The sequence below is a fragment of the Alkalicoccus chagannorensis DSM 18086 genome (genome assembly GCF_000429725.1).
GTDB lineage: Bacteria > Bacillota > Bacilli > Bacillales > Salisediminibacteriaceae > Alkalicoccus > Alkalicoccus chagannorensis.
The window spans coordinates 447,458-469,781 of sequence record NZ_AUCK01000001.1 but is presented as its reverse complement, the minus strand read 5'-3'; the positions used below and the strand labels follow the sequence as shown (position 1 = coordinate 469,781).

General features: G+C 49.7%; 19 protein-coding genes. 15 read left to right on the top strand and 4 right to left on the bottom strand.

Annotation, left to right across the window (positions count from 1 at the left end):
* Window positions 1–73: 73 nt before the first annotated feature.
* From G477_RS0102370 to G477_RS0102360, 3 genes are all read left to right on the top strand, one after another.
* Window positions 74–1,495, top strand: a complete 1,422-nt coding sequence (locus G477_RS0102370; RefSeq protein WP_026696577.1) for a phospholipase D-like domain-containing protein — start codon at window positions 74–76, stop codon at window positions 1,493–1,495.
* A 112-nt stretch (window positions 1,496–1,607) separates the two neighbouring features.
* Window positions 1,608–2,423: an alpha/beta hydrolase gene (locus tag G477_RS0102365; protein ID WP_026696576.1), complete on the top strand. Its 816-nt coding sequence runs from the start codon at window positions 1,608–1,610 to the stop codon at window positions 2,421–2,423.
* 69 nt (window positions 2,424–2,492) lie between these two features.
* Entirely contained in the window at window positions 2,493–3,800 is a 1,308-nt protein-coding gene (locus tag G477_RS0102360; RefSeq protein ID WP_026696575.1) for a cytochrome P450, read from the top strand.
* Between the two features lie 126 nt (window positions 3,801–3,926).
* On the opposite strand, the gene G477_RS0102355 is transcribed toward G477_RS0102360, so the two are convergent.
* A complete protein-coding gene (locus tag G477_RS0102355) occupies window positions 3,927–4,430 on the bottom strand; it encodes a hypothetical protein (RefSeq protein ID WP_026696574.1) in 504 nt (167 codons plus the stop codon).
* Between the two features lie 146 nt (window positions 4,431–4,576).
* Between G477_RS0102355 and G477_RS0102350 the strand changes: the two genes are divergently transcribed.
* The 7 genes from G477_RS0102350 to G477_RS0102320 all read left to right on the top strand — a co-directional run bounded on the left by G477_RS0102350 (window position 4,577) and on the right by G477_RS0102320 (window position 11,941).
* A complete protein-coding gene (locus G477_RS0102350) occupies window positions 4,577–5,296 on the top strand; it encodes a pseudouridine synthase (RefSeq protein ID WP_026696573.1) in 720 nt (239 codons plus the stop codon).
* Window positions 5,297–5,384: 88 nt separating this feature from the next.
* Window positions 5,385–5,918: a thiol-disulfide oxidoreductase ResA gene (resA, locus tag G477_RS0102345; RefSeq protein WP_026696572.1), complete on the top strand. Its 534-nt coding sequence runs from the start codon at window positions 5,385–5,387 to the stop codon at window positions 5,916–5,918.
* Window positions 5,919–5,931: 13 nt separating this feature from the next.
* Window positions 5,932–7,578, top strand: coding sequence for a cytochrome c biogenesis protein ResB (gene resB, locus G477_RS0102340; protein WP_026696571.1), 1,647 nt, complete (start codon window positions 5,932–5,934; stop codon window positions 7,576–7,578).
* 14 nt (window positions 7,579–7,592) lie between these two features.
* Window positions 7,593–8,777, top strand: coding sequence for a c-type cytochrome biogenesis protein CcsB (gene ccsB, locus G477_RS0102335; protein WP_026696570.1), 1,185 nt, complete (start codon window positions 7,593–7,595; stop codon window positions 8,775–8,777).
* Window positions 8,778–8,881: 104 nt separating this feature from the next.
* Window positions 8,882–9,604, top strand: a complete 723-nt coding sequence (locus tag G477_RS0102330; RefSeq protein WP_026696569.1) for a response regulator transcription factor — start codon at window positions 8,882–8,884, stop codon at window positions 9,602–9,604.
* A complete protein-coding gene (locus tag G477_RS0102325; RefSeq protein WP_051287610.1) occupies window positions 9,601–11,409 on the top strand; it encodes an ATP-binding protein in 1,809 nt (602 codons plus the stop codon). Before G477_RS0102330 ends, G477_RS0102325 begins: the two co-directional genes overlap by 4 nt.
* The gene (locus tag G477_RS0102320; protein WP_026696567.1) at window positions 11,381–11,941 is read left to right on the top strand and encodes a cob(I)yrinic acid a,c-diamide adenosyltransferase; all 561 of its coding nucleotides are present in this window, start codon (window positions 11,381–11,383) and stop codon (window positions 11,939–11,941) included. Before G477_RS0102325 ends, G477_RS0102320 begins: the two co-directional genes overlap by 29 nt.
* A gap of 531 nt (window positions 11,942–12,472) precedes the next feature.
* Here G477_RS0102320 and G477_RS0102315 read toward each other — a convergent pair.
* The 3 genes from G477_RS0102315 to G477_RS0102305 all read right to left on the bottom strand — a co-directional run bounded on the left by G477_RS0102315 (window position 12,473) and on the right by G477_RS0102305 (window position 15,985).
* Window positions 12,473–13,354 carry a SurA N-terminal domain-containing protein gene (locus G477_RS0102315; protein ID WP_026696566.1) on the bottom strand — a complete coding sequence of 294 codons (882 nt, stop codon included), beginning with the start codon at window positions 13,352–13,354 and terminating at the stop codon, window positions 12,473–12,475.
* 465 nt (window positions 13,355–13,819) lie between these two features.
* A complete protein-coding gene (serA, locus tag G477_RS0102310) occupies window positions 13,820–15,421 on the bottom strand; it encodes a phosphoglycerate dehydrogenase (RefSeq protein WP_026696565.1) in 1,602 nt (533 codons plus the stop codon).
* 315 nt (window positions 15,422–15,736) lie between these two features.
* A complete protein-coding gene (locus G477_RS0102305; RefSeq protein WP_026696564.1) occupies window positions 15,737–15,985 on the bottom strand; it encodes a ferredoxin in 249 nt (82 codons plus the stop codon).
* 167 nt (window positions 15,986–16,152) lie between these two features.
* On the opposite strand from G477_RS0102305, the gene G477_RS0102300 reads away from it, so the two are divergent.
* From G477_RS0102300 to G477_RS18470, 5 genes are all read left to right on the top strand, one after another.
* A complete protein-coding gene (locus G477_RS0102300) occupies window positions 16,153–17,178 on the top strand; it encodes a YpbB family protein (protein WP_026696563.1) in 1,026 nt (341 codons plus the stop codon).
* A complete protein-coding gene (locus tag G477_RS0102295) occupies window positions 17,178–18,656 on the top strand; it encodes a RecQ family ATP-dependent DNA helicase (protein ID WP_026696562.1) in 1,479 nt (492 codons plus the stop codon). The genes G477_RS0102300 and G477_RS0102295 overlap by 1 nt, the downstream gene beginning before the upstream one ends.
* Window positions 18,653–19,270: a CPBP family intramembrane glutamic endopeptidase gene (locus tag G477_RS18475; protein WP_051287609.1), complete on the top strand. Its 618-nt coding sequence runs from the start codon at window positions 18,653–18,655 to the stop codon at window positions 19,268–19,270. Before G477_RS0102295 ends, G477_RS18475 begins: the two co-directional genes overlap by 4 nt.
* Window positions 19,271–19,598: 328 nt before the next feature.
* Window positions 19,599–21,275 (top strand): formate--tetrahydrofolate ligase, encoded by a 1,677-nt coding sequence (locus G477_RS0102280; protein WP_035210878.1) that lies wholly within the window; start codon window positions 19,599–19,601, stop codon window positions 21,273–21,275.
* 300 nt (window positions 21,276–21,575) lie between these two features.
* Window positions 21,576–22,310 carry a metallophosphoesterase gene (locus G477_RS18470; protein WP_170203814.1) on the top strand — a complete coding sequence of 245 codons (735 nt, stop codon included), beginning with the start codon at window positions 21,576–21,578 and terminating at the stop codon, window positions 22,308–22,310.
* Window positions 22,311–22,324 lie beyond the last annotated feature (14 nt).

The window sequence follows — 22,324 nt, the reverse complement described above, 5'->3', positions numbered from 1 at the left end:
ACGTTTATTTTGCAAACATAGATCCAGTCCAATTCGGGAAAGAGAACCTTAGAAGCAGAGGAGGGGAGGCTGTATGCACATCACAAGAAATCCATGGAAATGGGTTATAGCTCTACTGCTGCTCATCACCCTCGGCACGGTGGTGTACGGCCTGTTCAAATCTCCTCCGGAAGGAACGTCTTATGAAGGAGAGGTGCATGAAACAGACCGTCTGTCCTTTGTCTACAATCGGTCCATCAACACGGAGGAAGGAAGGGTGTTTGAAGAGAACATCTACACCCGGGCTGAAGAAATGATACAGGAAGCAGAAGAGCTCATTATTCTTGATATGTTCTTGTTTAATGACAAAACAACAGAAGCGATGCCGGAGCTCAGCGGGCACATCACAGACTTGCTGATCGAGCAGTCGCAGCTGCATCCGGACCTGGAGGTTGTAGTCGTGACTGATCCAATCAATACGTCCTACTTTTCCCATGATTCCACCATGCTGACAAGATTGGAGGAAGAGGACATAAAAACGATTATTACAGACGTCACGCAGCTGCAGGATTCCAATCCGCTCTACTCGGGCATCTGGCGTGCTTACATACAGTGGTTCGGCCAGGCGGGAAACGGCTGGATCCCGAACGTCTTCAGTGATGAAGCACCGGCGATGACTGCCCGCTCCTATCTGAAACTGCTTAACGGAAGAGCGAATCATAGAAAAGTCCTGCTGACGGAACAGGAGGCGCTTGTTGCCTCCGCGAATTTTCATGACGAGAGTTATTATTATAACAACGCAGGATTCAGTGTTGGAGGCGCCGTATTAGAGGATATATGGGAATCGGAGCAGGCAGTAGCTTCTTTCACAGAAGACGCTGTACTCCCTTCGATGCCTGAACAGGAAGAGGAACCGGATGGAGACTATCTTGTTCAGGTGCTGACCGAGGGAGAGAACTTCAATAGGGCACTCGAGATGATCGACGATGCATCGGAGGATGAAGACATCCTCATGGCTGCTTATTTTCTGTCTGATCCAGAAATGACCGATGCACTGATCGAAGCGGAGAAAAGAGGGGTGGATATCAGGCTGCTGCTCGATCCGAACGAAGAGGCGTTTGGACTTAGTGTGTTTGGCATGCCGAACCGTCCAGTGGCTGAGGAGCTCCTGGAAGAAACAGATGGTGGGCTGGAAGTACGCTGGTACAATGTAGAGGAGGAGCAGTTCCATCCGAAGATGCTTTTCATCGCAGGGGAGGAGGAAACTGCTATTCTCGCCGGCTCTGCCAATTTTTCCACAAGGAATTTACGAAACAACAACCTGGATACGAACCTCTATGTCGAAGGAAGTACGGAAGAGGGAGCTGCAGCGGATGCACTGGAGTGGCACAGAGAAATGTGGGATAACGATGGAGAAGAGTACACATTGCCTTATGACGTTTACGAAAACCCGCACAGCTCTTGGAGACAGTGGGTGTATCATCTGCAGAAAGTCTCAGGCCTTACTACGTATTAGTCTTCCCTCTTCAGGTTAGTGTGCTGTTATGAAGGAGACGTATCGAAAAACAGGTATGACCAGCAGGTACGAAGGGAATACAGAAATGAAGTCAAAGAAGAGGAGGAGTCTGTTGAAACTGATTTTGGTTACAGCCGGCGTGTTCGGGCTACTCTATTTTGGACTCTCTGCGCTGCAGGTGTTCGGGAATCAGGATGCGGCGCTCTTCATCGGTGCGGAACTATCAGAGGATCGTGCCCAGGAGCTTCGGGATCGAGGCGAGGTGGAAGAGTGGTATGTCGACACGAGTGATGATGAAACGCTGCACGGATGGCTGAAACTGCCGGAAGAAACACCGGCTCCGGCGGTCATTCATTTCGGCGGCAATGCGGAAGAAGCATCCATGACGATGGATAACAGTCCATATCCGGAGGACTGGGCTCAGCTGTACATGAATTACCGCGGCTATGGATGGAGCACTGGAGATCCTTCACAAGAGGCGCTGTATGAGGATGCGAGGCTGCTGTTCGAGCAGCTTGCAGAAGATGAACGGATAACGGATGTGATCGTTCCTGCCGGTCGAAGCATGGGTTCTGCTCCTGCAGCGTATACCTCGTACAGGGAGGATACAGCAGGGACGATTCTGATCTCCCCTTATGACAGCCGGACGAGGGTTCAGGAACATCGACACCCATGGATGCCGGTACGGACCTTTATTGATCATCCTTTTCCCGTATCGGAGCAGGCAGAGGAAATTGACACTCCTCTACTCGGGGTTATCGGGCTGGAAGATCAGGTGATTCCTCCAGAGCATTCAAGAGCTACGTTCGACGCGTGGCAGGGAGAGACCGCCGTTACAGAGATCCCGAACGAGGGTCATAATACACTGCATCGAAGCAGTGAATACGAAGAGGCCATCACGGCATTTTTAAGAGAACTGGAAGAATGACCTCTACGGAACACGAGAACAAGGATGCTGGCACAGATCCTATCATTGATAAACGAAGGATGGATGGCGATGAAAACGAAGCAGCCCGTACCAAAGGCAAAGGGACTCGACAACACAATGAAGCTCCTCAACGAAGGATTCCTGTTTATCACCAATCGAAGGAAAGCGCTCGGCTCAGATGTCTTTGAGACGCGCCTTCTTGGAAAGAAAGCTGTCTGCATGGCTGGTGAAGAGGCTGTTGAAAAATTTTACGACACGTCGCTTTTTGTGCGGGAAAATGCAGTGCCCTCCGTGATAGGCAAGTCTCTGCTCGGCAGCGGCATACATGGCATGGATGGAGAGCCGCACCTGCATCGGAAGCGTATGTTTTTATCGATGATGACGCCGGAGAGACTGGAAGACATGAAAGATATCGCCCTGCAGGAACTGGACAAAAAAGCGAAAACATGGGAAAAGCAGACGAGTGTCCCTGTGTTTGATGAAATGAAGGAAGTGCTTGTCCGGAGTGGCTGCCGCTGGGCCGGCGTTCCACTTCCGGAACATGAAGTAGAACAGCGTACGAAAGAAATTGGACTGATGGTCGACTCTTTTGGGTCACTGTCGAGAATGAAAGAAGGAAAAAAAGCGAGAGAGAGTCAGGAAGCATGGCTGAAACAGGTGATCAAAGATGTACGCAAAGGAAAAATAGAGGTGCCGGAACACACAGCAGCGTATATTATTGCCCACTTTCGTGATGAAAAAGGAAAGAAGCTGGACGCTCACAGTGCTGGCATTGAATTAAATAACGCCATCCGTCCGCTTGCTGCTACTGCTTATTTTCTCGTCTTTGGTTTCCTCGCAGTTCATGAAAATCCGGAGGAAGCAGAGAAACTGCGCAGAGATGAACAACATTACGGACATAAATTTGCTCAGGAGGTAAGGCGCTACTATCCATTTGCTCCGGCTATGGCAGCCAAAGTGAAAACCCCTTTTACATGGAAGGATTATGCATTCAAAAAGAATCAGCTCGTTGTACTGGATTTTTTCGGAACGAACCGAATGGACGAGATATGGGGAGACGGAGATCGTTTCCGGCCTGAACGATTTGAAGGATGGAAGGGCAGCCCGTTTGCTTTCGTCCCGCAGGGTGGAGGAGATCATTACGCTGGACATCGGTGTGCCGGGGAATGGATGACGGTTATGGTGATGCGCTCCTTTTTTAAATACATGACACAAAATATCTCTTACCGTGTGCCGGATCAGGACCTCCAATGGGATTATGCCAGGGTACCGACCATTCCAAAGAGCGGTTTTGTCATCGATCAGGTCACACGCAGAGCAGATTCGACCGATGCTCTTGAAGCAGACGAAGAAAGTCAGACTGTCGTGAAGTCCTGATTTGACATCACACGGATAGGCCGTAACGAGGGATCGGTGCATGATATGCGGGAACGCCGCACTCAATGGAAAAGCCTGTCAGACATTTGTCTGACAGGCTTTTCAGCTGTATCTCCTCAGTATGTTTTACTGATATTGACGCCAGGTGAGAAACCAGGCATCCATTTGATCCCGGAGCCTGCTGGATTCCTGAACGAGGGAGCCTGCCTCTGAGTCGGGATCGGACTCGTTTCCACTGAAGACCGATTTCAACCGTCCTTTCGGCGAGTACCAATGGTTGCGTAAGTACGTAAAATACAAACGGAAAAATTCTTCCGTTAACGCCTTCTCTTCTTCGTCCAGCTCTTCCAGCAGCCGCTGATCCCCTCCAGGCAGTGTCTGAGGCGCGTATTTCATTTCCGTGTAGTGGATTTTCTCTGTCTGCCGGTCTACGGCATTGCGGATGCGCAGGCAGTGCAGCTCTATAACACGTCGAATTTCTTCCTGATAAGCGGCATCGTCCAGTTCGATGGACGCGCTGCTTTCCGCGGGTTCCTCCGACTGCACGACGGGTTTCTTTTTTAATAAAAACAGCTGATACAGCTGTAGACCAAGAATGACGGAAATTGGTATCCATATCCACTCAAGCACGTAAGTCTCCCCATTTCTAAAAGAAGTTGTTTGAGTCGGGCTGTATAAAAGGATACAATAAACAATTGGACCGTATATACAACTGACTTCGCAGAGTGAGTGTAACATAAAAGCGGATGATTCAAGTAGAAAAGGGAGAGAATATCATGGAACGAGTACAGAAATTGATTGCAGCAGCTGGAGTAACTTCCCGCAGAAAAGCAGAAGAACTGATGAAAGCAGGGAGAGTTAAAGTCAACGGCACCACCGTGACCGAACTGGGTACCAAAGCGGATCCGCAAAAGGACGAGGTGATGGTAGATGGTGTTTTACTGCAGAAAGAAATACCAGTGTATTACTTGTTGTATAAACCATCAGGCGTCATCTCCAGTGTGAAGGATGAAGCAGGGCGCAGAGTAGTGACAGATTTCATCACGACCGATAAGCGGATTTTTCCAGTCGGACGCCTCGATTTTGACACTTCCGGTGTGCTGATCATGACGAATGATGGGGAATTTGCCAATCAGCTGATGCATCCATCCTATGAAGTAGATAAAAAGTATATTGCAAAAGTAGAGGGGATCCCATCCAAAGATGCCGTGCGCCAGCTTCAGAGAGGGATTGAACTGGACGGGACGAAAACCAAACCGGCCTTTGTTAAGGTGAGAAAATCGGATCCGAAAAAAGGAACTGCCGTAGTAGAGATGGTTATTCATGAAGGCCGCAATCGTCAGGTGCGAAGAATGTTTGAAGCGGTGGGACACCCTGTAATAAAGCTGAAACGGGAGCGGTATGGCATACTCGACCTGCATGGTCTGAATGCTGGAGAGTACAGAGAACTAAAGCCGCACGAAGTGAAGAAGCTGCGGGAGGCTGCTGTCACATAACGTTCGAAAAAGGAAGCGGGCCGAAGCTTTGTGATGACTGCTGGACATGATAAGATATGATTAAAAGAAGTCTGGGGTGATAGAGCAGATGGATAAGAAACAAAAACGGTTCTGGATGCGCTCGAGTATTCTTCTAGTAATGCTTGCCGCTATCGGCTATACCTTCTACAGCCACTTTTCTGAAGACAGAGGGCTGGTGGATGCCGGAGACGAGGCTCCTGATTTCGTGCTGACGGATCTCGACGGGGAGGAAGTAGAGCTCAGTGACTACCAGGGCCAGGGTGTCTATCTGAACTTTTGGGCTACCTACTGTACCTTCTGCAGACAGAAAATGGATGATTTGAAAGATCACTATGAAGATTTCGAAGAGCGCGGAGTCCACGTACTCAATGTGAACGTAGATGAATCCACGCTTCAAGTCGAACGACATAAAGAACGGTATGAACTCCCATATGATCTGATGATTGACAGGGATATGCTGGTCAGCGATGCCTACGGTGTGGGCGTGCTGCCGACAACCCTCTCTATAAATGCGGACGGGGAAGTCGTCAACCGCTCTGTCGGCGGGAAGACGGAAGAGCAGCTGGTAGGAGAACTGGAAAGTATCGTACCGGAAACTTGATGGGGGATGCTGGATGAAAGATGTAATTTGTGAATGCGGACATAAGAACCCGTACGGAACGTACTTGTGTGAATCCTGCGGGAAACCGCTCAAAGAAGAAGATAAAAAAGTGGCCAACATGCGGTACGAAGGTGTCGCACGACGCTCCCAGACGTATTCGAGCTCCATCGTGGATAAAGTCTGGAACTTTTTTTCCTCTGTAAAAGTCGGGATCTGGATTATCGTACTGCTGTTGGTTTCGTCTTCGCTCGGTACGATTTTTCCTCAGGAAATGTATATCCCTCCCGGAGAAAATGCCACGGAGTACTATGCTCAAGAATACGGCATAGCCGGCCAGCTGTACTATGATCTTGGATTTCATAATTTATACAGTTCATGGTGGTACATGCTGCTGATTGCGGCACTCGGCATCTCGCTGGTCATCGCCAGTCTGGACCGGTTCGTTCCCCTATACAGGGCGCTCAAAAAGCAGCGGACGACCCGCCACGCAGCATTTATGAGAAAACAGCGGCTTTACGGGGAATCCGATACGGATGATTCGTCGGATGAAGACTTTGATAAAGTGAGAGCGGCACTTAAGAAAAAACGCTACAATGTCCGAGAAGAAAATGGCAACCTGCTTGCGGAAAAAGGGAGGTTCTCCCGCTGGGGTCCCTACGTGAATCACGTCGGGTTGATCATTTTTCTGATCGGCGGAATGCTCCGCTTTTTCCCGGGGATGTACCTGGATGAACAGGTATGGGTCCGTGAAGGGGAAAGAGAAGTAATCGCCGGAACCGGTGGTGAATATTTCATCGAAAATCATGAATTCATCGTCGATTTTTATGATGATGATGCTGGAGAACTCTTTCAGGAAGCGATCACCCGCGAAGAAGCTCCGGTAGTGTCCAACTTCCAGACCAATGCCTCGCTTTATCGTCAGCCTGATGACGCGAGTATCGGGGGCGAATCGGATCTGGAGCATGTGGAAGATCATGAAATACGGGTGAACGACCCATTTCAAATCGACAGCATATCTCTCTTCCAGGTCGATTTTAAGCTGAACGAACTGAACACATTCAGCTTCGGACTGGAAGATGAGGAAGGAGAAATGGTAGGTGATGTCGAATTCACCGTTGATTTGAATGATCCTGAAGGCTTCTATGAGTTTGATAATGGTTACACGATCGAAATCATGGAATATTTCCCGAATTTTTATATTGATGATAACGGAGAACCGACAACGCTGAACCGGGTGCCCGATAACCCGCGCATTATCTTTGAGGTATTCCCGCCTGAACTCGAACCAAATGAAGATTCAGGTGAGCTGAGTATGGTCGGTATCCAGGTGAATGAATCTTTGAATGATACATCGCACACGATCCGGATGACAGATGCTGATACGATAGATGTAACAGGGCTGACGATCCGCCGCGACCACACTCTCCCTATCATCATCACGGGCGGCGCCATTTTCATGGTCGGTCTTGTCCAGGGTTCTTACTGGCATCACCGAAGAATATGGCTGCAGCGTAAAGATGGCAGATGGCTGATTGCCGGTCACGCCAACAAAAACTGGCATGCCCTGAAGAAGGATATAGCCAGTGTGACAGAGGGGACTTCTCTACCCGAGCCTGTGGATCAGCTCGATAGTGAAGAAGAACCTCAGAAGGATGAGTAAAGGGGGAAACCAACTTGTTTGAAATGAGTTCGAATATGCTCTACATTGCTTTCGGTTTATACCTGCTGTCCACCATCTGTTTTGCCGTTTCCATTACGGGAAAGAAGTTTAAGAACAAGACGGGAGAAGAGCGGAACAAATCCGCTCTCTTCGGGTACGTTACTGCAGTAGGAGCTGTAGGCTTCTCTATCGCGTATATGGCTCTGCGCTGGATAGCGGTCGGTCATGCGCCGGTCAGCAACATGTTTGAGTACACAGCAGCGCTTGGTATTGCAATGGCTCTGGCTTTCGTTATTTTGTATCCGATTTATAAAAACAACTACCTCGGCTTATTTACGATGCCGGTCGTCATGCTGATTATTGCGTATGCGTCGATGTTCCCAACTGAAGCACAGCCGCTGATTCCAGCATTGCAGTCGGAATGGCTCTATATCCACGTGATCACGACCGTTATTGGGCAGGGGATTCTGGCTATTGGTTTTGCGGCCGGTCTTCTTTACCTGGTACGCATGGTTGATTTCACGAAGAAGGATAAGAAAGTGAAAGGCGTCGAGTTTATTATGTTCACGCTGGTAGCCACTGTGGCGTACGTTGGAATCGTCGGCGGCTTTCAGGCTGCGGGCTATGAGGCAGAGTTCCAATACATCAATGAGTTTGAAGAAGAAGCGACGATTGCCTACAATCTGCCGCCGCTTGTTGGACCGAACGAAGGGGAGTTGATTTCAGAACAAGGCTTCGACCCGCCGATTCTTATGCCGGAATTTATCGTCAGTGAAGATGTGAACACGATTCTCTGGTCTGTTCTCGGCGGCATGGTGCTGTACCTGCTTCTTCGTATTGTGCTCCGCCGGCCGGTTGGAGGAGCGCTCCAGCCACTCGTGAGAAACGTAAATCCGCAGACAGTGGATGAAATCAGCTACAGGGCGATTGCCATCGGTTTTCCGATTTTCACCCTCGGGGGATTGATTTTCGCCATGATCTGGGCGCAGATTGCCTGGACCCGTTTCTGGGGCTGGGATCCGAAGGAAGTATGGGCTCTGATTACCTTCCTATTCTATGCAGCATATCTTCACCTTCGTCTATCCAGAGGCTGGCAGGGAGAGCGCAGTGCATGGCTCTGTGTCATTGGTTTTGCGCTGATTATGTTCAACTTAATTTTTGTGAACCTGGTGATCGCAGGCCTTCATTCGTATGCATAAGGGATGCAGCTTTCTGCTGACCTGTGAGATAATTAAGTAGCCAGGAATATGCCGGGACCGAATCAAGTTATGTTGAGACGGTCCCTTTTTTGGAGGGATAATAGATGAGCAGTCAGGAAACGAGGCTCCTTGTTGTTGATGATGAAGAACGTATCCGCCGTCTTCTTCGTATGTATCTGGAGAAGGAAGGCTACACAATTGAAGATGCTGAGAACGGGGAGAGCGCCCTGGAGAAAGCGTTAAAGTTCGATTATGACGCGGTCATTCTGGATCTGATGATGCCCGGGATGGACGGGATGGAAGTGTGTGAAGAAATCAGGAAACAGAAAGGGACGCCGGTCATCATGCTTACAGCAAAAGGTGAAGAAGTGAACCGGGTCCAGGGGTTTGAAGCAGGTGCTGACGATTATATCGTCAAACCATTCAGCCCGAGGGAAGTCGTGCTGCGGGTGAAAGCGCTTCTGCGGAGATCTTCGTCGACAAAGTTTCTTCATACGGATACGAAAGAAAAACAGCTGTATGAATTTCCTTACTTGACCATTGATGATGAAGCTCACCGTGTCACAGTGCAGGGAGAACATGTCGGTCTGACACCGAAAGAATACGAACTGCTGCTTTATATGGCGCAGGCTCCTGATAAAGTATTCGCCAGAGAGCAGTTACTCAAAGACGTGTGGAACTATGAATTTTTTGGGGATCTGCGAACGGTGGATACACACGTGAAACGACTTCGGGAAAAATTAAGTCAGATCGAGCCGAAAGCCGCAGACATGATCAAAACTGTCTGGGGTGTCGGCTACAAGTTTGAGGTGGAAACAGCCTCATGATGTTCTGGCGCAGTGTCGTCGGCAAACTCTGGTTTACGATTCTGCTGCTTGTTTCGGTCGTCCTGCTCGTTCTGACCGTGCTGCTTCTTGAGTATTTTGAGCGGTTTCACTACGAACAGGCGGAAGACGAGCTGATCAATCACGCGGACTTGATTGTGACGTTTCTGGAAGATGAAACGACGGGAGGAGAAGCGCTGGAACTGAGTGAAACTATCTCCGGTTCCTACTCCTCCAATGCCCTGCTTGTCGGAGAAGATGGCTATTGGTATACAGATGAAGAAGACGAGGAGCGTCTGCCGTTATCTTCCTTTTATGAAGATGAAGTGCTTGCTTCCGTCCTGGAAGAGGGGGAGGAGGCCGTGACGGGATCCGGCTACATAACCCCGGAGGGACAGTATCAGGATAGAGAAATGATGATTGCCGGCATACCGGTGCAGTTTGCGGATGGTGAAGAAGGGGCACTATATCTGTATCAGCCTCTGGATGTGATTGAGGAAGCTTCGGATCAGACGAAACAGATTATCTTTTTTTCTGCAGGTATTGCTATCATCCTGACGACGGTATTTGCTTTTTTTCTCTCGTCGAGAATCACAGCACCCCTGCGTCAAATGCGGACAGCTTCCCTGGAAGCGGCCAAAGGAAATTTTGAAACAAAGGTACCCGTGCAGTCCAAAGACGAAATCGGCCTGCTTGCGATGGCTTTTAATCGCATGGGAAGAGCACTCAATACGAACATTGAAGCATTGAATAAAGAAAAGGAACAGCTGGCCCGTATTTTAAGCTCCATGGCAGATGGCGTCCTGACATTCAGCCGTGCAGGCGACATGATGGTCACGAACCCGCAGGCGGATACGTTCCTGGATGCGTGGAGGTATGAGCATGGCCTTCCGGATAAGGCAGAACCGGAAGAACTGCAGCTGCTTCTTGAGAATGTGATGACAACCGGACGGGAACATTCAGATGAATACTCTATCCAGGGAAGATCCTGGGTGATTCTGATGACGCCGTTATATGACGATAAAGAAATTCGAGGGGCTGTCGCCGTACTTCGGGACATGACAGAAGAACGACGGCACGACAAGCTTCGTAAAGATTTTATCGCCAACGTGTCCCACGAATTAAGGACCCCGATATCCATGCTCCAGGGGTACAGTGAGGCAATTGTCGATGACATAGTCGAGACACCGGAAGAGAAAAAAGAGATGGCTAGTATTATTTACGACGAATCGCTGCGGATCGGCCGTCTCGTCAATGAACTGCTCGATCTGGCGCGTATGGAAGCCGGCTATATTACATTGACGAAAGAAGAAATCGATATTCCTACATTTGCAGATAAAATCATCCGGAAGTTTCAGGTTGTTGCCTCCGATCAGCAAATTGATCTCCGTGGGGACATCAGCGAAGAAAAGGCGTTTATCTACGCTGATCCGGACAGGCTTGAGCAGGTGATGACGAATTTAATCGATAATGCGATCCGTCATACGTCGGAACGGGGCACGGTACTGTTCCGAACGGTGAAGGAGGAGAGCGGTGTTCGTCTGGAAGTTCAGGATACAGGAGCCGGTATCCCCGAAGAAGACATCCCGTTTGTATTTGAACGATTTTATAAAGCGGATAAAGCGCGGACGAGAAGTCAGTCCGGAACGGGGCTTGGCTTATCTATCGTAAAAAACATTGTAGAAGCTCATAACGGAAAAGTGCAGGTGCATAGTAAAGCAGGTGCCGGTACGACGTTCAGTGTCTACCTGCCGGATGACATAAATGAGGAGGCTGAATATGAAGATTTATACAAAGCACGGGGATAAAGGGGAAACGCAGCTGATTGGCAGAAGGGTCCGTAAAACGAATGAACGCGTTGAGGCGTACGGTACAGTCGATGAACTCAACAGTTTTTTAGGGGCTGCAGTCGTCATGCTGGAGCAGAACGAACTGTACGCAGATCTGGTTGCAGAGCTGATCGAGATTCAACATGAATTGTTTGACCTTGGAGGCGATCTCGCCGACGTCACGGGAAAAAGAACGTGGGCTTTAGCAGAGACGTCGATCCATAGACTGGAGAGCAGTATCGACACGTACTGGGAAGAAGCTCCAGAAATAAAAACCTTCATTCTTCCCGGAGGAACGTCTGCCGCTGCGCAGCTCCATGTCTGCCGTACCGTTGCCAGAAGGGCAGAGCGTCTAGTGAGCGGGATTGAAGATGAGCATGAAGTTGCTCCACAGGCACTTCCTTACTTAAACCGGCTCTCCGATTATTTCTTCGCTGCAGCAAGAGCGGTGAATGCAAGAGCGGGCCGAAGCGATGTATTGTACAAGCGCGGCGGGAATGAGTTTAAGTAACGACAGTCTTGCGGGAGAAAAGCTCTTTTGAGGGCTTTCAATTGAAGCCGGCCGATTCTCTTCTGAGCACCGGTTTGTCTGTATGCACGTAGGATCATCATAAAAAGAACCACGCTGGGGGCCTGCTCTCCAGCGTGGTTCTTTTTTGATCTGCAGGAACGTATAAGCTGTCATGACAGGGGAGCAGGATCGAGGGAAGTACGGGAAATTAAACATGCATTTATCCCTCACAAAGCCTGCAGCGCACGCGGTTGCAAATGAAACGCGCACAGCGCTTTTTTTCTTGAAAGAGCATTGTGAAGCAAATAACTTTATCCGGTGGAAAATATCCTGAAAATAACGCAACCCGTTGTCACATTAGATATCGTGACTTTAAACGTCGGAGAAACGGTCTTTTTTTGCTGAGAAATCGTAAGACGAGCGAAAAATAGTTTTCCGGGATTGCCTGCATGGGCAGGAGGCCTTTGTCTCTACACCGATCAGTACAAAAGAAGAGACCTCCCAGTACGGGAAGCCTCAACTTGGTACTGTTTATACGTGGATTTCAATGTCAGCCTGTTCATAAAGGTCTTCGATATACTGACTAAGGCGCAGTTCATTCATGAACTCATCCTCTACATCTTCGAATTCCTGACCTTCCATTTCAGGGTTCTGCATCTGGGCCATTTCAAATTGTTCTCTAGCTTCATCTTCATCTACATCGTACTCGTCTTCATCGATGTGATCGAGAGAAACGAGTTCAGCAATGCGGAGATCCATGCGGAGAACTTCTTCGAGATCGCCTTCCAGTCCCTGGGAAGCGAGGAACTCATCGATTTCTTCTTCAGATTCAAACTGTGCTTCAAACTCTTCGACTTGATTTTGTACTTCATCTTCATCAACGTCAATGTCAAGCTCTTCTGCTTCTTGAGCGAGCAGCTCCCGGTTGATCATTTGATCAAGGATTAACTGCTGCTGCTGCATCACCATCATGTCAGCTTCCTCATCTTCCATTCCCTGTTCATCAAGCAGCATCTGGATCTGAGCAAACTGTGGATTCTGCTGAACTTCTCCTGCTGTCAGCTCTTCTCCATTGATGGTAGCGACTACTTCATCTTCTTCCATGTCCAGGATGTTTTCGCCGTCCATGTCGGCAATATCATCGTGCATTTCATCGTCCATCGCGTCGTTCATTTCACCGTTCATATCACCATTCATATCATCATCCATGGCATTATCATTATTCATGTTATCGTCTGCATCATTATTCTCTGCAGCGTTTGGATCGTTATCTACTTCAACGTTGTTATCGTTACCGTTAACATCGTTGGCATTGTTGTTGTCTCCGTTTTCTTCGTTGCCTCCACAAGCTGCAGCGACAAGCACTGTAGAAAGAGAGAGAGTCATTAAACCTCGGCGAGTCATTTTTTTCATAATCGATATCAACCTTTCTTTGAATAAGTCCCATTACTGAGTATAACTGTATCACACCTGTTGGATGCATGACAATTTGCGTAATCTATAAAACTATGGTGCGGCGCTGAATAAGTCATTTGATACAGTGTTGATAATTGACTGTAACAGAGTAGGACATCGATGCCAACCGTGTAGACCTTATTTGATAATCTTCCATGTTTGTTGGGGCAGCTAAAGAGAATATCAGTCTTCAAAGTATGCAGGCAGCCACGTTGTCGTCAGCACAAAAAGTGTCTGCTCCTCATAAAGAAAGCTTGGTTTATGCGCCTGCTGCTTTTTGTTTAAGACTGCCGACTTCTAGCGGCGTGCTCGGCCGTCATACGAGCCTCCGCGGGTCGTTCACGCGACAAGAGAAAGACCCGCCAGCATAATGTCTGACGGGGAAGGACCAGCTTCGTTATGGTTGATGGAACCTTGGGAAAATTAACCTAACTCAATGGAGGAGACCGAAACGATTTCATCGATTTCCTCAAATGCACGGATGACTGGTTCTTTGCATTCTTTATCTGTTGAGAGCAGCATAATTGCTTCGCCGCCTTCTTCTTTACGGCCGACCTGCATCGTAGCAATGTTGATGTCGTGACTGCCGAGAAGCTGGCCGACTTTACCGATCACCCCGGGGCGGTCATTATGACGAACGTAAAGACTGTGCGGAGCTGGTTGGAAGTCGATTTGAAACCCGTTGATTTCAACAATGCGGGGGCCGATTTCTCTGCTGAATGTGCCGTGCACATGGATTTCCCGGCTCTCACCGCGGACGACTGCTTTGACGAAGCTCGCATAACCTTTTGATTCGCTTTCGTGCCGCTCCAGCAGTTCAACATCGCGTTCTTTTGCCACAACCGACGCATTCACTTCGTTGACGTAGTCGTCCACTCTATGACGGAAGAAACCGGCAAGAAAGCTTCGGTTGAAGAGTCCGGTTTCCTGGTCGGAGATTTCGCCAGCATAGCTGATTTCCACCTGCTTCACCGGCTCTTTAAAAAGCTGGGAAGCGGTATCGCCGAGTGTTTTTGTCAGCTTGGTGAAGGGAGAAAACTTTTCAAATGCATCCTGATCAAGATAAGGGAGGTTCAGCGCATGAGGCGCAGGGCTCCCGCATAAATAATCAAGCACTTCTTTTGAGACGGACTCTGCCACATTCTGCTGGGCTTCTGAGGTTGAAGCAGCGATATGTGGTGTCGTAATCACTTGAGGCAGCTTCGTGAGCGGATGATTCTGCGCCGGTTCTTCTTCAAAAACATCGATCGCAGCACCTCGGACATGACCAGACTCCACCGCCCGGAAAAGGGCATCCTCATCGATAATGCCGCCGCGTGCACAGTTGAGGATGAAAACACCGGGTTTCGTCTGCTTCAACGTCTCGTCATTAAGGAGGCCTTTAGTATCTTTCGTCAGGGGAGTGTGTACCGTGAGGACATCACTCTGTTCCAGGATTTCCTCGAGAGAGACTGCTGTCACATGATTTTTTTCAGCACGGCTTTGTGTAAGGAAAGGATCAAAGGCAAGCACATTCATTCTAAAGGCTCTGGCTCTGGAAGCAATTTCGGCGCCTATGCGCCCAAAACCGATGATACCGAGGGTTTTCCCGTATAGTTCCGCGCCCTGGTACTTTTTTCTGTCCCAGCGTCCATCTTCCATAGACTGGTTCGCCTGAGGGATGCTTCGGACGAGGGATGCCATCATCGCGAACGTATGCTCGGCAGTAGAGATGGTATTGCCATCGGGTGCATTGACGACAACGACTCCGTGAGCAGTTGCTGCATCAATATCCACATTGTCCACGCCGACACCGGCGCGGCCGATGATTTTCAAATTCGGCATTGAAGTCAGAACCTGTGCTGTCACTTTCGTTGCGCTGCGGATCAGCAGGGCATCTACTTCGTCCAGAGGAGTCGTGGTTGTATCAATCGATTCCTGGATTACGTTCACCGCTGAACTTTCCAGAATAGGCTGAAGTCCTTCTGCACTCATTGCATCTGATACGAGTACAGTGAATGTCTTTTTCTCATCTTTAACAACCATGAGTATACCCACCTTCACTTTCTTCTCTTATGATTTTTATATCGTAACACGTTTTTCAGAAAATTTGGGTAGTACACGCTCAAAAAGCAAAAGTTTTTTTCGTGTGGACGCCTGGGGGATGTTTTCTTTCATCATAAGAGGGGCGCAGGTTCGAGCGGCTTCAGCCGGATGCCTGGTTACCGGGGTTGGGAGGAATAAAAAAACCGCCGGCAGTTGTACCGGCGGAATGGGAGAAGTGGGAGCGGCAGAGCAGTCCGCGCTTCCTTTCACGGCTTCATGTAAAACCGTTCAGTTTTTGAGTGCAGCTGCCAGAAACTATTCGAATTTCAGCGCATCGCCGTTGAACGGCTCTTCCGCAATCTTGATGGAGTCCGTAGGACAGCCGTCAAATGCGTCTTCAAGATCTTCGTATAGATCTTCCGGCACTGCTTCTGTGCCTTTATTGTCATCCAGGATGACAAAAGCGATGCCTTCATCATCATAGTCGTAAATATCTGGTGCTGCAGCTCCACACGCGCCGCATGCAATACATGTATCCTGATCTACAATTGTGTATTTAGCCAATGTTGATCCCTCCTGAATTTTACAGCTGGTGTTATCATAATGATACGTTCATTCATCAGCTTCGCCTTCATATTTTACTCCTAATATGCTCATATTTCAACAGTTGAGAAAGGTAATATGATATCATCTTTCTTGTTTCAACACTCCTGAAGAAGGGAGATCAAGCGATGAATACAGTCGATTTTTTATCCATGATCACGGGACGAATGAACGGAATGAGAACCGCTATGGGAGCCGTTCATCTGCTCAGAGGCAAGCGGTCCGGGCAGTCCATTCAGGATGCTTCGCTCTTTCAGCTGAACAGATGGTACGGAAGCTTAAAGCACATACCGGAAGCTGACCTGCAGCGCATATTAGAGGCGATGAAAAATCGTGGCGACCTGATGGAATCAGACGGCTGCGTCTTTTTAGGAGAAACGGGCCGGCGCAGAGCCGAGAAGGCCGAACGGTTCTTTCAAGATCATCCGTATCACGCACAGCGGTGGGAATGGAATGGAGAGGCGCAGCAGCTCTGGATGCGTCTGTCTCTCGCGGTGCAGCTGTACAGCTGGCGGGCCGATCAACAGCAGGTTTTTTACCCCGTCTATGCGGATAGAGAAGCAAGAGCATCCGTGCGGCACTATTGGAAGCATCATCCAGATGGACGCGCGACATTATACCGCTTTCTCTATAAATTTATGAATCAGATTCCGCAGGAGGAAGCAGACCTGTTTGTTTTTCAGCTGAGCGGAAGCCGTCTGCAGGGCCGCACGCTGACCCAGATGCGTCCGAAAGACGAGCAGCTGGCTTCCTATTTTCTATTCCGAACCTCTCTGCACCGCATGCTGCATGATGGTCCAGATGAAGGAATGGAAGCTTTATTCCCCCCGGTCAATCAAAAAAGCTGGACCGAATCTGCTGAAAAAACGAGAATGCTTCTTCAGAGAAAATGTCTAGACATGGATCAACTTGCCGAAATAAGGCAGCTGAAACGAAGTACAATCGAAGATCACCTTGTCGAGCTTGCTATCTCCGATCCTGATTTTCCAATCAGGGCATTTCTGCCGGAGGAAAAAGAAACCGTGATTCTTCGAGCCAAAGCACTTCTTAGAGGTGAAGCGAAACTAAAGAAGGTGAAAGAGAGCGTGCAGGAAGATGTCGATTATTTTCAGATCCGGCTGACGCTTGCACGACAGAAGAAGGAGGAAGCTTGATGCAGGAACTGTTAAAAAAAGTAGGCATCGCTTCATTCAGACCTGGACAGAAGGAAGTCATTGCTTCGGTACTGGAACAACGGCATACACTCGGAATCCTGCCGACCGGCAGTGGGAAAACGTTGTGCTATCAGCTTCCATCCCACGTTTTCGAAGGAATGGTTCTCGTTGTCTCTCCACTCATTTCCTTGATGGAGGATCAGGTGAATCAGCTGAAGATGATGGGGGAAAGGCAGGTAGATTTCGTCAACAGTACACAGAACAAAAAGGAAAAAAAACAGGTTCTGAAAAACATAGAATCCATCTCCATTCTCTATGTGTCGCCGGAAATGCTTCAGCAGACGTGGCTTGTGGACAGATTAAACAAGCGCAGCGTATCGCTTTTCGTCGTTGATGAGGCACATTGTCTTTCCCAGTGGGGGCACGACTTCCGGCCGGAGTACAGGCGGCTCGACAGCATCAGAGAAAAAATTGGAAGCCCGCCTGTTCTGGCCCTGACAGCGACAGCACCTCCTGAAGTAGAGAAAGATATCTGCCAGCAGTTATCCATTGAGAGGAGCTGTGTCTTCCGCCAGTCGGTAGACCGGGAGAATATCTTTCTCGAAAAAAGGGACACTGCATCCGCCAAAGATAAATGGGAGATGCTGTCGACGTATCTTTCCAAAGTTGAGAAGCCATGCCTCGTGTATACCGGCACCCGCCTGGAAGCGGAAGAAGGCGCGGCGCTGCTGGACGGGGCGGCCTTTTACCATGGGGGACTGCCTTCCAGTGAGCGGACGCTGATCCAGAGCCAGTTTCTATACAATCAGGCAGAGGTGCTGTTTGCCACGAATGCTTTCGGCATGGGAGTAAACAAACCGGATATCCGAACCGTTATTCATGCATACATGCCCGGATCCATCGAGCAGTTTGTGCAGGAAATCGGCAGGGCAGGCCGGGATGGACACCAGGCAAGAAGCGTGATCCTCCACGCCCCGGACGACCCTTTTCTGCCGCATCGCTTTATTGAACAGGAATACCCGGATGATGGCTGGCTGGAGCATACATTCTATCCAGCTGCCGCTGCGGGGCACACGCTGGATGAGCTCCAACTTCCTTTGGAGATATCTGATGACATGCTGCAGATGCTCCGTGTACACCTGGAGGACCTCGGCCTCCTGGAGAACAATCGGCTGCGGGAGGCGCCGGACGCCCTGAAGAAAATACAGGAGTTGAATAAGCGCTATCAGCGCCGCATGCAATATAAGAGAAATCAATTGAAGCAGATGAATGAGCTCTTATCCTCGCGGCAGTGTATCCGCAGCGGGCTGTTGTCTCATTTCGGTGAAAAGCAGCAAGATAAACCGTCCTTCTGCTGCACGAACTGCGGTGAATCGCTGCCACTCCCGGACACGGTATCTCCGGGCGGGGGTTCCCCTGACGTTGAAACGTGGCAGGATCGACTGAAGCTGCTTTTGTATCCGGAGGAGAGTTCATGAAAAACAAACAGGCAGAACTGCTCCAGCAAATGACGGATCAAGAAGTTTATGCGAACGTATGGTTTACGCAGCTGCTCATAGCCGCAGCTGCTTTTACGGGCGGTTGGATCGTATTCAGCCATCCGCTGTATCCGCTCCAGCTGATTGAGTTGGAATGGAGCGCTGCAGCGGCAGGGACCGTGTTTGCCGCCGTGATCGTGCTGCTGCAATGGCTGCTGTACGCTGTGCTGCCATCTTCCTGGCTGGATGACGGCGGAATTAATGAACGTATTTTTTCCAGGATGCCTGTCTGGATGATTGCTGTACTTACCTTCTTTATCGCCGTGGCTGAGGAATGGCTTTTCCGCGGTGTGCTTCAGGAAACGTTCGGCATTATCGCAGCCTCTCTGCTTTTCGCGGGCATCCACATCCGCTATCTCTCTAAGCCGGTGCTTCTTTTTTTCGTCACGGCGATGAGTTTTGGTTTCGGCCTCGTTTATATGTGGAGTGGAAATCTCCTTACCGTCATTACTGCTCATTTTCTCGTCGATTTTATACTTGCTCTCGTCATCCGCTTCCGATCCGACCAAAACGGGGCAGTCGGTACTGGTGTAGAGGAGGAAAACTTGCTATGATGGAAAAAGTGGGGTGATGATCATGGCTCATGAAGAGGAAGAACGTAAAGCAGCTTTTCCTCCAAGAAGTGCAAAGCACCAGCGCAGAAGAGTAAGCCGGAAAAGAAAAAAGAAAAAAGGGAAGGGAAGGCAGGTCCCGCTTATTCAATTGTGGCTGTTTTTGTTCCTGTCGCTCGTTCTTGGCATGGCGACTTTTCCGCTCTGGGGCGGCATCCTTCAGTAGAGGGATCATCCGTGCGGACAGAGAAAAAGAGAGCGTTACCAAATGAGGATTCAATATCATAATCTATTGAAGGGGGTGCAGCTGTCCTTCGGGGCGGCGGTACATATGAGTATTCCATCAGACATGCACATCGCGCAGCAGGCTTCCATGAAGCCGATTCACGACATCGCGGAGAATCTCGGTGTTTCACCCGGAGACCTGGAACCTTACGGCCACTATAAAGCGAAGCTTTCGCCTGACGTACTGAAGAAGAACAGCAGCAGCCCGGATGGCAGGCTGATCCTTGTGACGGCGGTCAATCCAACGCCGGCAGGGGAAGGAAAGTCCACGATGACGGTTGGGCTCGGACAGGCGCTGAACCATACAGGCCGAAACGCGGTGGTTGCATTAAGGGAACCGTCGCTCGGGCCGACACTTGGGATGAAAGGCGGTGCCTGTGGAGGGGGTTACAGTCAGGTTGTGCCGATGGAAGATATCAACCTGCACTTCACCGGTGACATCCATGCAATTACGACAGCACATAATGCCCTGACAGCTCTGATCGATAACCACATCCACCGTGGGAATGAGCTGCAGCTGGATCCGAGAAGGCTCACCTGGAAGCGTGTCATGGATATGAACGACCGCTCACTCCGCCATGTAGTGGCGGGACTCGGGGGCCCCCTTCAGGGAGTACCGCATGAAACGGGATTTGATATTACGGTTGCCTCTGAAATCATGGCTATCCTCTGCTTGGCAGATGGGATACAGGATTTAAAAGAACGCCTGAAGCAGATGCTCATCGGATATACATATACAGGAGATCCAGTGACATGCGGAGACCTTGGTGCTGAAGGTGCGTTGACACTTCTGCTGAAAGAAGCGGTGAAGCCCAACCTGGTACAGACGCTGGAGAACACCCCTGCGTTGATTCACGGAGGGCCGTTTGCCAATATAGCGCATGGATGCAACAGTGCTGCTGCTACGAAAACAGCATTGAAGCTCGGCGACTATGTCGTAACAGAAGCCGGTTTCGGGGCCGACCTTGGGGCAGAAAAGTTTTTGAACATTAAAGCGAGAGCCGCAGATCTGCATCCTGATCTCGTAGTGCTGGTGGCAACCGTTCGAGCATTGAAGATGCACGGCGGAGTCTCGAAAGATAAGCTGAAAGAAGAAAATCTCGAGGCTCTGGAAGAGGGCATGAAAAACCTGGAAAAACATGTGGAGTCGATCAAAGCTTTCGGACTGCCGGTGCTTGTCGCTGTAAATAGTTTTATCCATGATACAAAAGAGGAGATTGCTCTGCTGCATGAGCTGTGCCGTCAACGCGGCATTGATATAGAAACAGCCGATGTGTGGCAGTATGGAGGCAGTGGTGGAGAAGCCCTGGCGGAACGAGCGGTACAAATGATCGAGGAAGAAACCGCTTCTTTCAAACCTCTCTATACGCTGGATACGTCCATCCCCGACAAAATTCAAACCATTGCCAGGCAGGTATATGGGGCTGCGGATGTCCAATTCAGCGCGGAGGCGGAAAAACACTTGAAAGAAATAGAGAAACACGGATGGGATCAACTTCCTGTCTGTATGGCGAAAACACAGTATTCGCTGAGCGATGATCCTTCCCGCACCGGGCGTCCTGAAGGTTTCACCATTCATGTACGAGAATTGAAGGTCTCAGCAGGTGCCGGCTTTATTGTAGCTTTGACCGGAAAAGTTATGACCATGCCGGGACTGCCGGCACGTCCCGGCGCGATGGATATGGATGTTAACGAAGAAGGAGAAGCGCAGGGGCTCTTTTGATCGGCGTTTGATCGATGGTTCAGGAGTGCTCATCCAGCCGTTGAAAAGCGGGTGTCCTGCTCCTGTTTTCGAACATAAGTAAAACTCGAGAACAGACGGTCACTGTCCGTAACGGTACGACTGCCGGCAGACAGCAGACAGCGCCCTTCCTCCTGCTCTGCTGAGCGTGTTCAGCGCATGCTGCAGTTGGAGGAAGCACCTGGTCTGTATGCTTTCTTTTCAGGCCTCCCGGTGTTAAGCTGTTCTCTGCAAGAAATCGGCATGGATCATGAACTTGTATTCCAGGTGTGGGGGCACGATATGAAAAAAAGACTGCTTACAGGGCTCGCTCTGCTGGCGGCAGCGGCTGGATGGATGAAGAGCAGCGCTGTCTTAACAAAAAAAGAGGTACGCACAGTGCCATTTTTTCAGAGTGATGAGAAGAAAACGCTGCTGTTCGTTGCAGATCTTCACAGCAGAAAACTGAGGAGACAGGATCTCCCCAGAGAAAAAGCAGACTATGTTCTTATCGGTGGAGACCTTGCTGAACCTGGGACACCGATGTCTGTCGTTCATTGGAATCTGCAGATGCTTACAAAAGCAGGCCCGTGCTTTTTTGTCTGGGGCAACAATGATCATGAGCTTGCTGAAAAACTGGCACCGCTCCTGAAGCAATACGGTCTGACCGAGCTGAATAATACTGCTGTTTCTATGGATAACGGCAGCTGGTTCCTGGCAGGGGTGGATGATGCGACCTCTTATAGAGATAATCTGCATCAAGCAATGCGCCATACCGAGGACCCGGTGCTCCTCCTTTCACATAATCCGTACATTGACTGGGAGTCGTTCAGGAGTGCTCGGTTAGTTCTATCGGGTCATACCCACGGCGGGCAGATCCGGATCGGCCCATTTGGCGTTGAACCGCTACCGGGCTGGTATGCTTTTGACGGGAGGCTGATCCTGTTGAGCAGCGGCTATGGAACGACCAGAGTGCCGTTGAGATTAGGCACAAGACCTGCTGTGCACCTGATTCATTTATGTCCAGCGGAGGAATAACTTGCATCATATAC

What these genes read in the sequence shown, in the direction of transcription:
- G477_RS0102370 (WP_026696577.1), top strand. Translation starts at nt 74, where the DNA reads ATGCACATCACAAGAAATCCATGGAAATGGGTTATAGCTCTACTGCTG.
- G477_RS0102360 (WP_026696575.1), top strand. Translation starts at nt 2,493, where the DNA reads ATGAAAACGAAGCAGCCCGTACCAAAGGCAAAGGGACTCGACAACACA.
- G477_RS0102350 (WP_026696573.1), top strand. Translation starts at nt 4,577, where the DNA reads ATGGAACGAGTACAGAAATTGATTGCAGCAGCTGGAGTAACTTCCCGC.
- resA (WP_026696572.1), top strand. Translation starts at nt 5,385, where the DNA reads ATGGATAAGAAACAAAAACGGTTCTGGATGCGCTCGAGTATTCTTCTA.
- resB (WP_026696571.1), top strand. Translation starts at nt 5,932, where the DNA reads ATGAAAGATGTAATTTGTGAATGCGGACATAAGAACCCGTACGGAACG.
- G477_RS0102330 (WP_026696569.1), top strand. Translation starts at nt 8,882, where the DNA reads ATGAGCAGTCAGGAAACGAGGCTCCTTGTTGTTGATGATGAAGAACGT.
- G477_RS0102325 (WP_051287610.1), top strand. Translation starts at nt 9,601, where the DNA reads ATGATGTTCTGGCGCAGTGTCGTCGGCAAACTCTGGTTTACGATTCTG.
- G477_RS0102320 (WP_026696567.1), top strand. Translation starts at nt 11,381, where the DNA reads ATGAAGATTTATACAAAGCACGGGGATAAAGGGGAAACGCAGCTGATT.
- G477_RS0102315 (WP_026696566.1), bottom strand. Translation starts at nt 13,354, where the DNA reads ATGAAAAAAATGACTCGCCGAGGTTTAATGACTCTCTCTCTTTCTACA.
- serA (WP_026696565.1), bottom strand. Translation starts at nt 15,421, where the DNA reads ATGGTTGTTAAAGATGAGAAAAAGACATTCACTGTACTCGTATCAGAT.
- G477_RS0102300 (WP_026696563.1), top strand. Translation starts at nt 16,153, where the DNA reads ATGAATACAGTCGATTTTTTATCCATGATCACGGGACGAATGAACGGA.
- G477_RS0102295 (WP_026696562.1), top strand. Translation starts at nt 17,178, where the DNA reads ATGCAGGAACTGTTAAAAAAAGTAGGCATCGCTTCATTCAGACCTGGA.
- G477_RS18475 (WP_051287609.1), top strand. Translation starts at nt 18,653, where the DNA reads ATGAAAAACAAACAGGCAGAACTGCTCCAGCAAATGACGGATCAAGAA.
- G477_RS0102280 (WP_035210878.1), top strand. Translation starts at nt 19,599, where the DNA reads ATGAGTATTCCATCAGACATGCACATCGCGCAGCAGGCTTCCATGAAG.
- G477_RS18470 (WP_170203814.1), top strand. Translation starts at nt 21,576, where the DNA reads ATGAAAAAAAGACTGCTTACAGGGCTCGCTCTGCTGGCGGCAGCGGCT.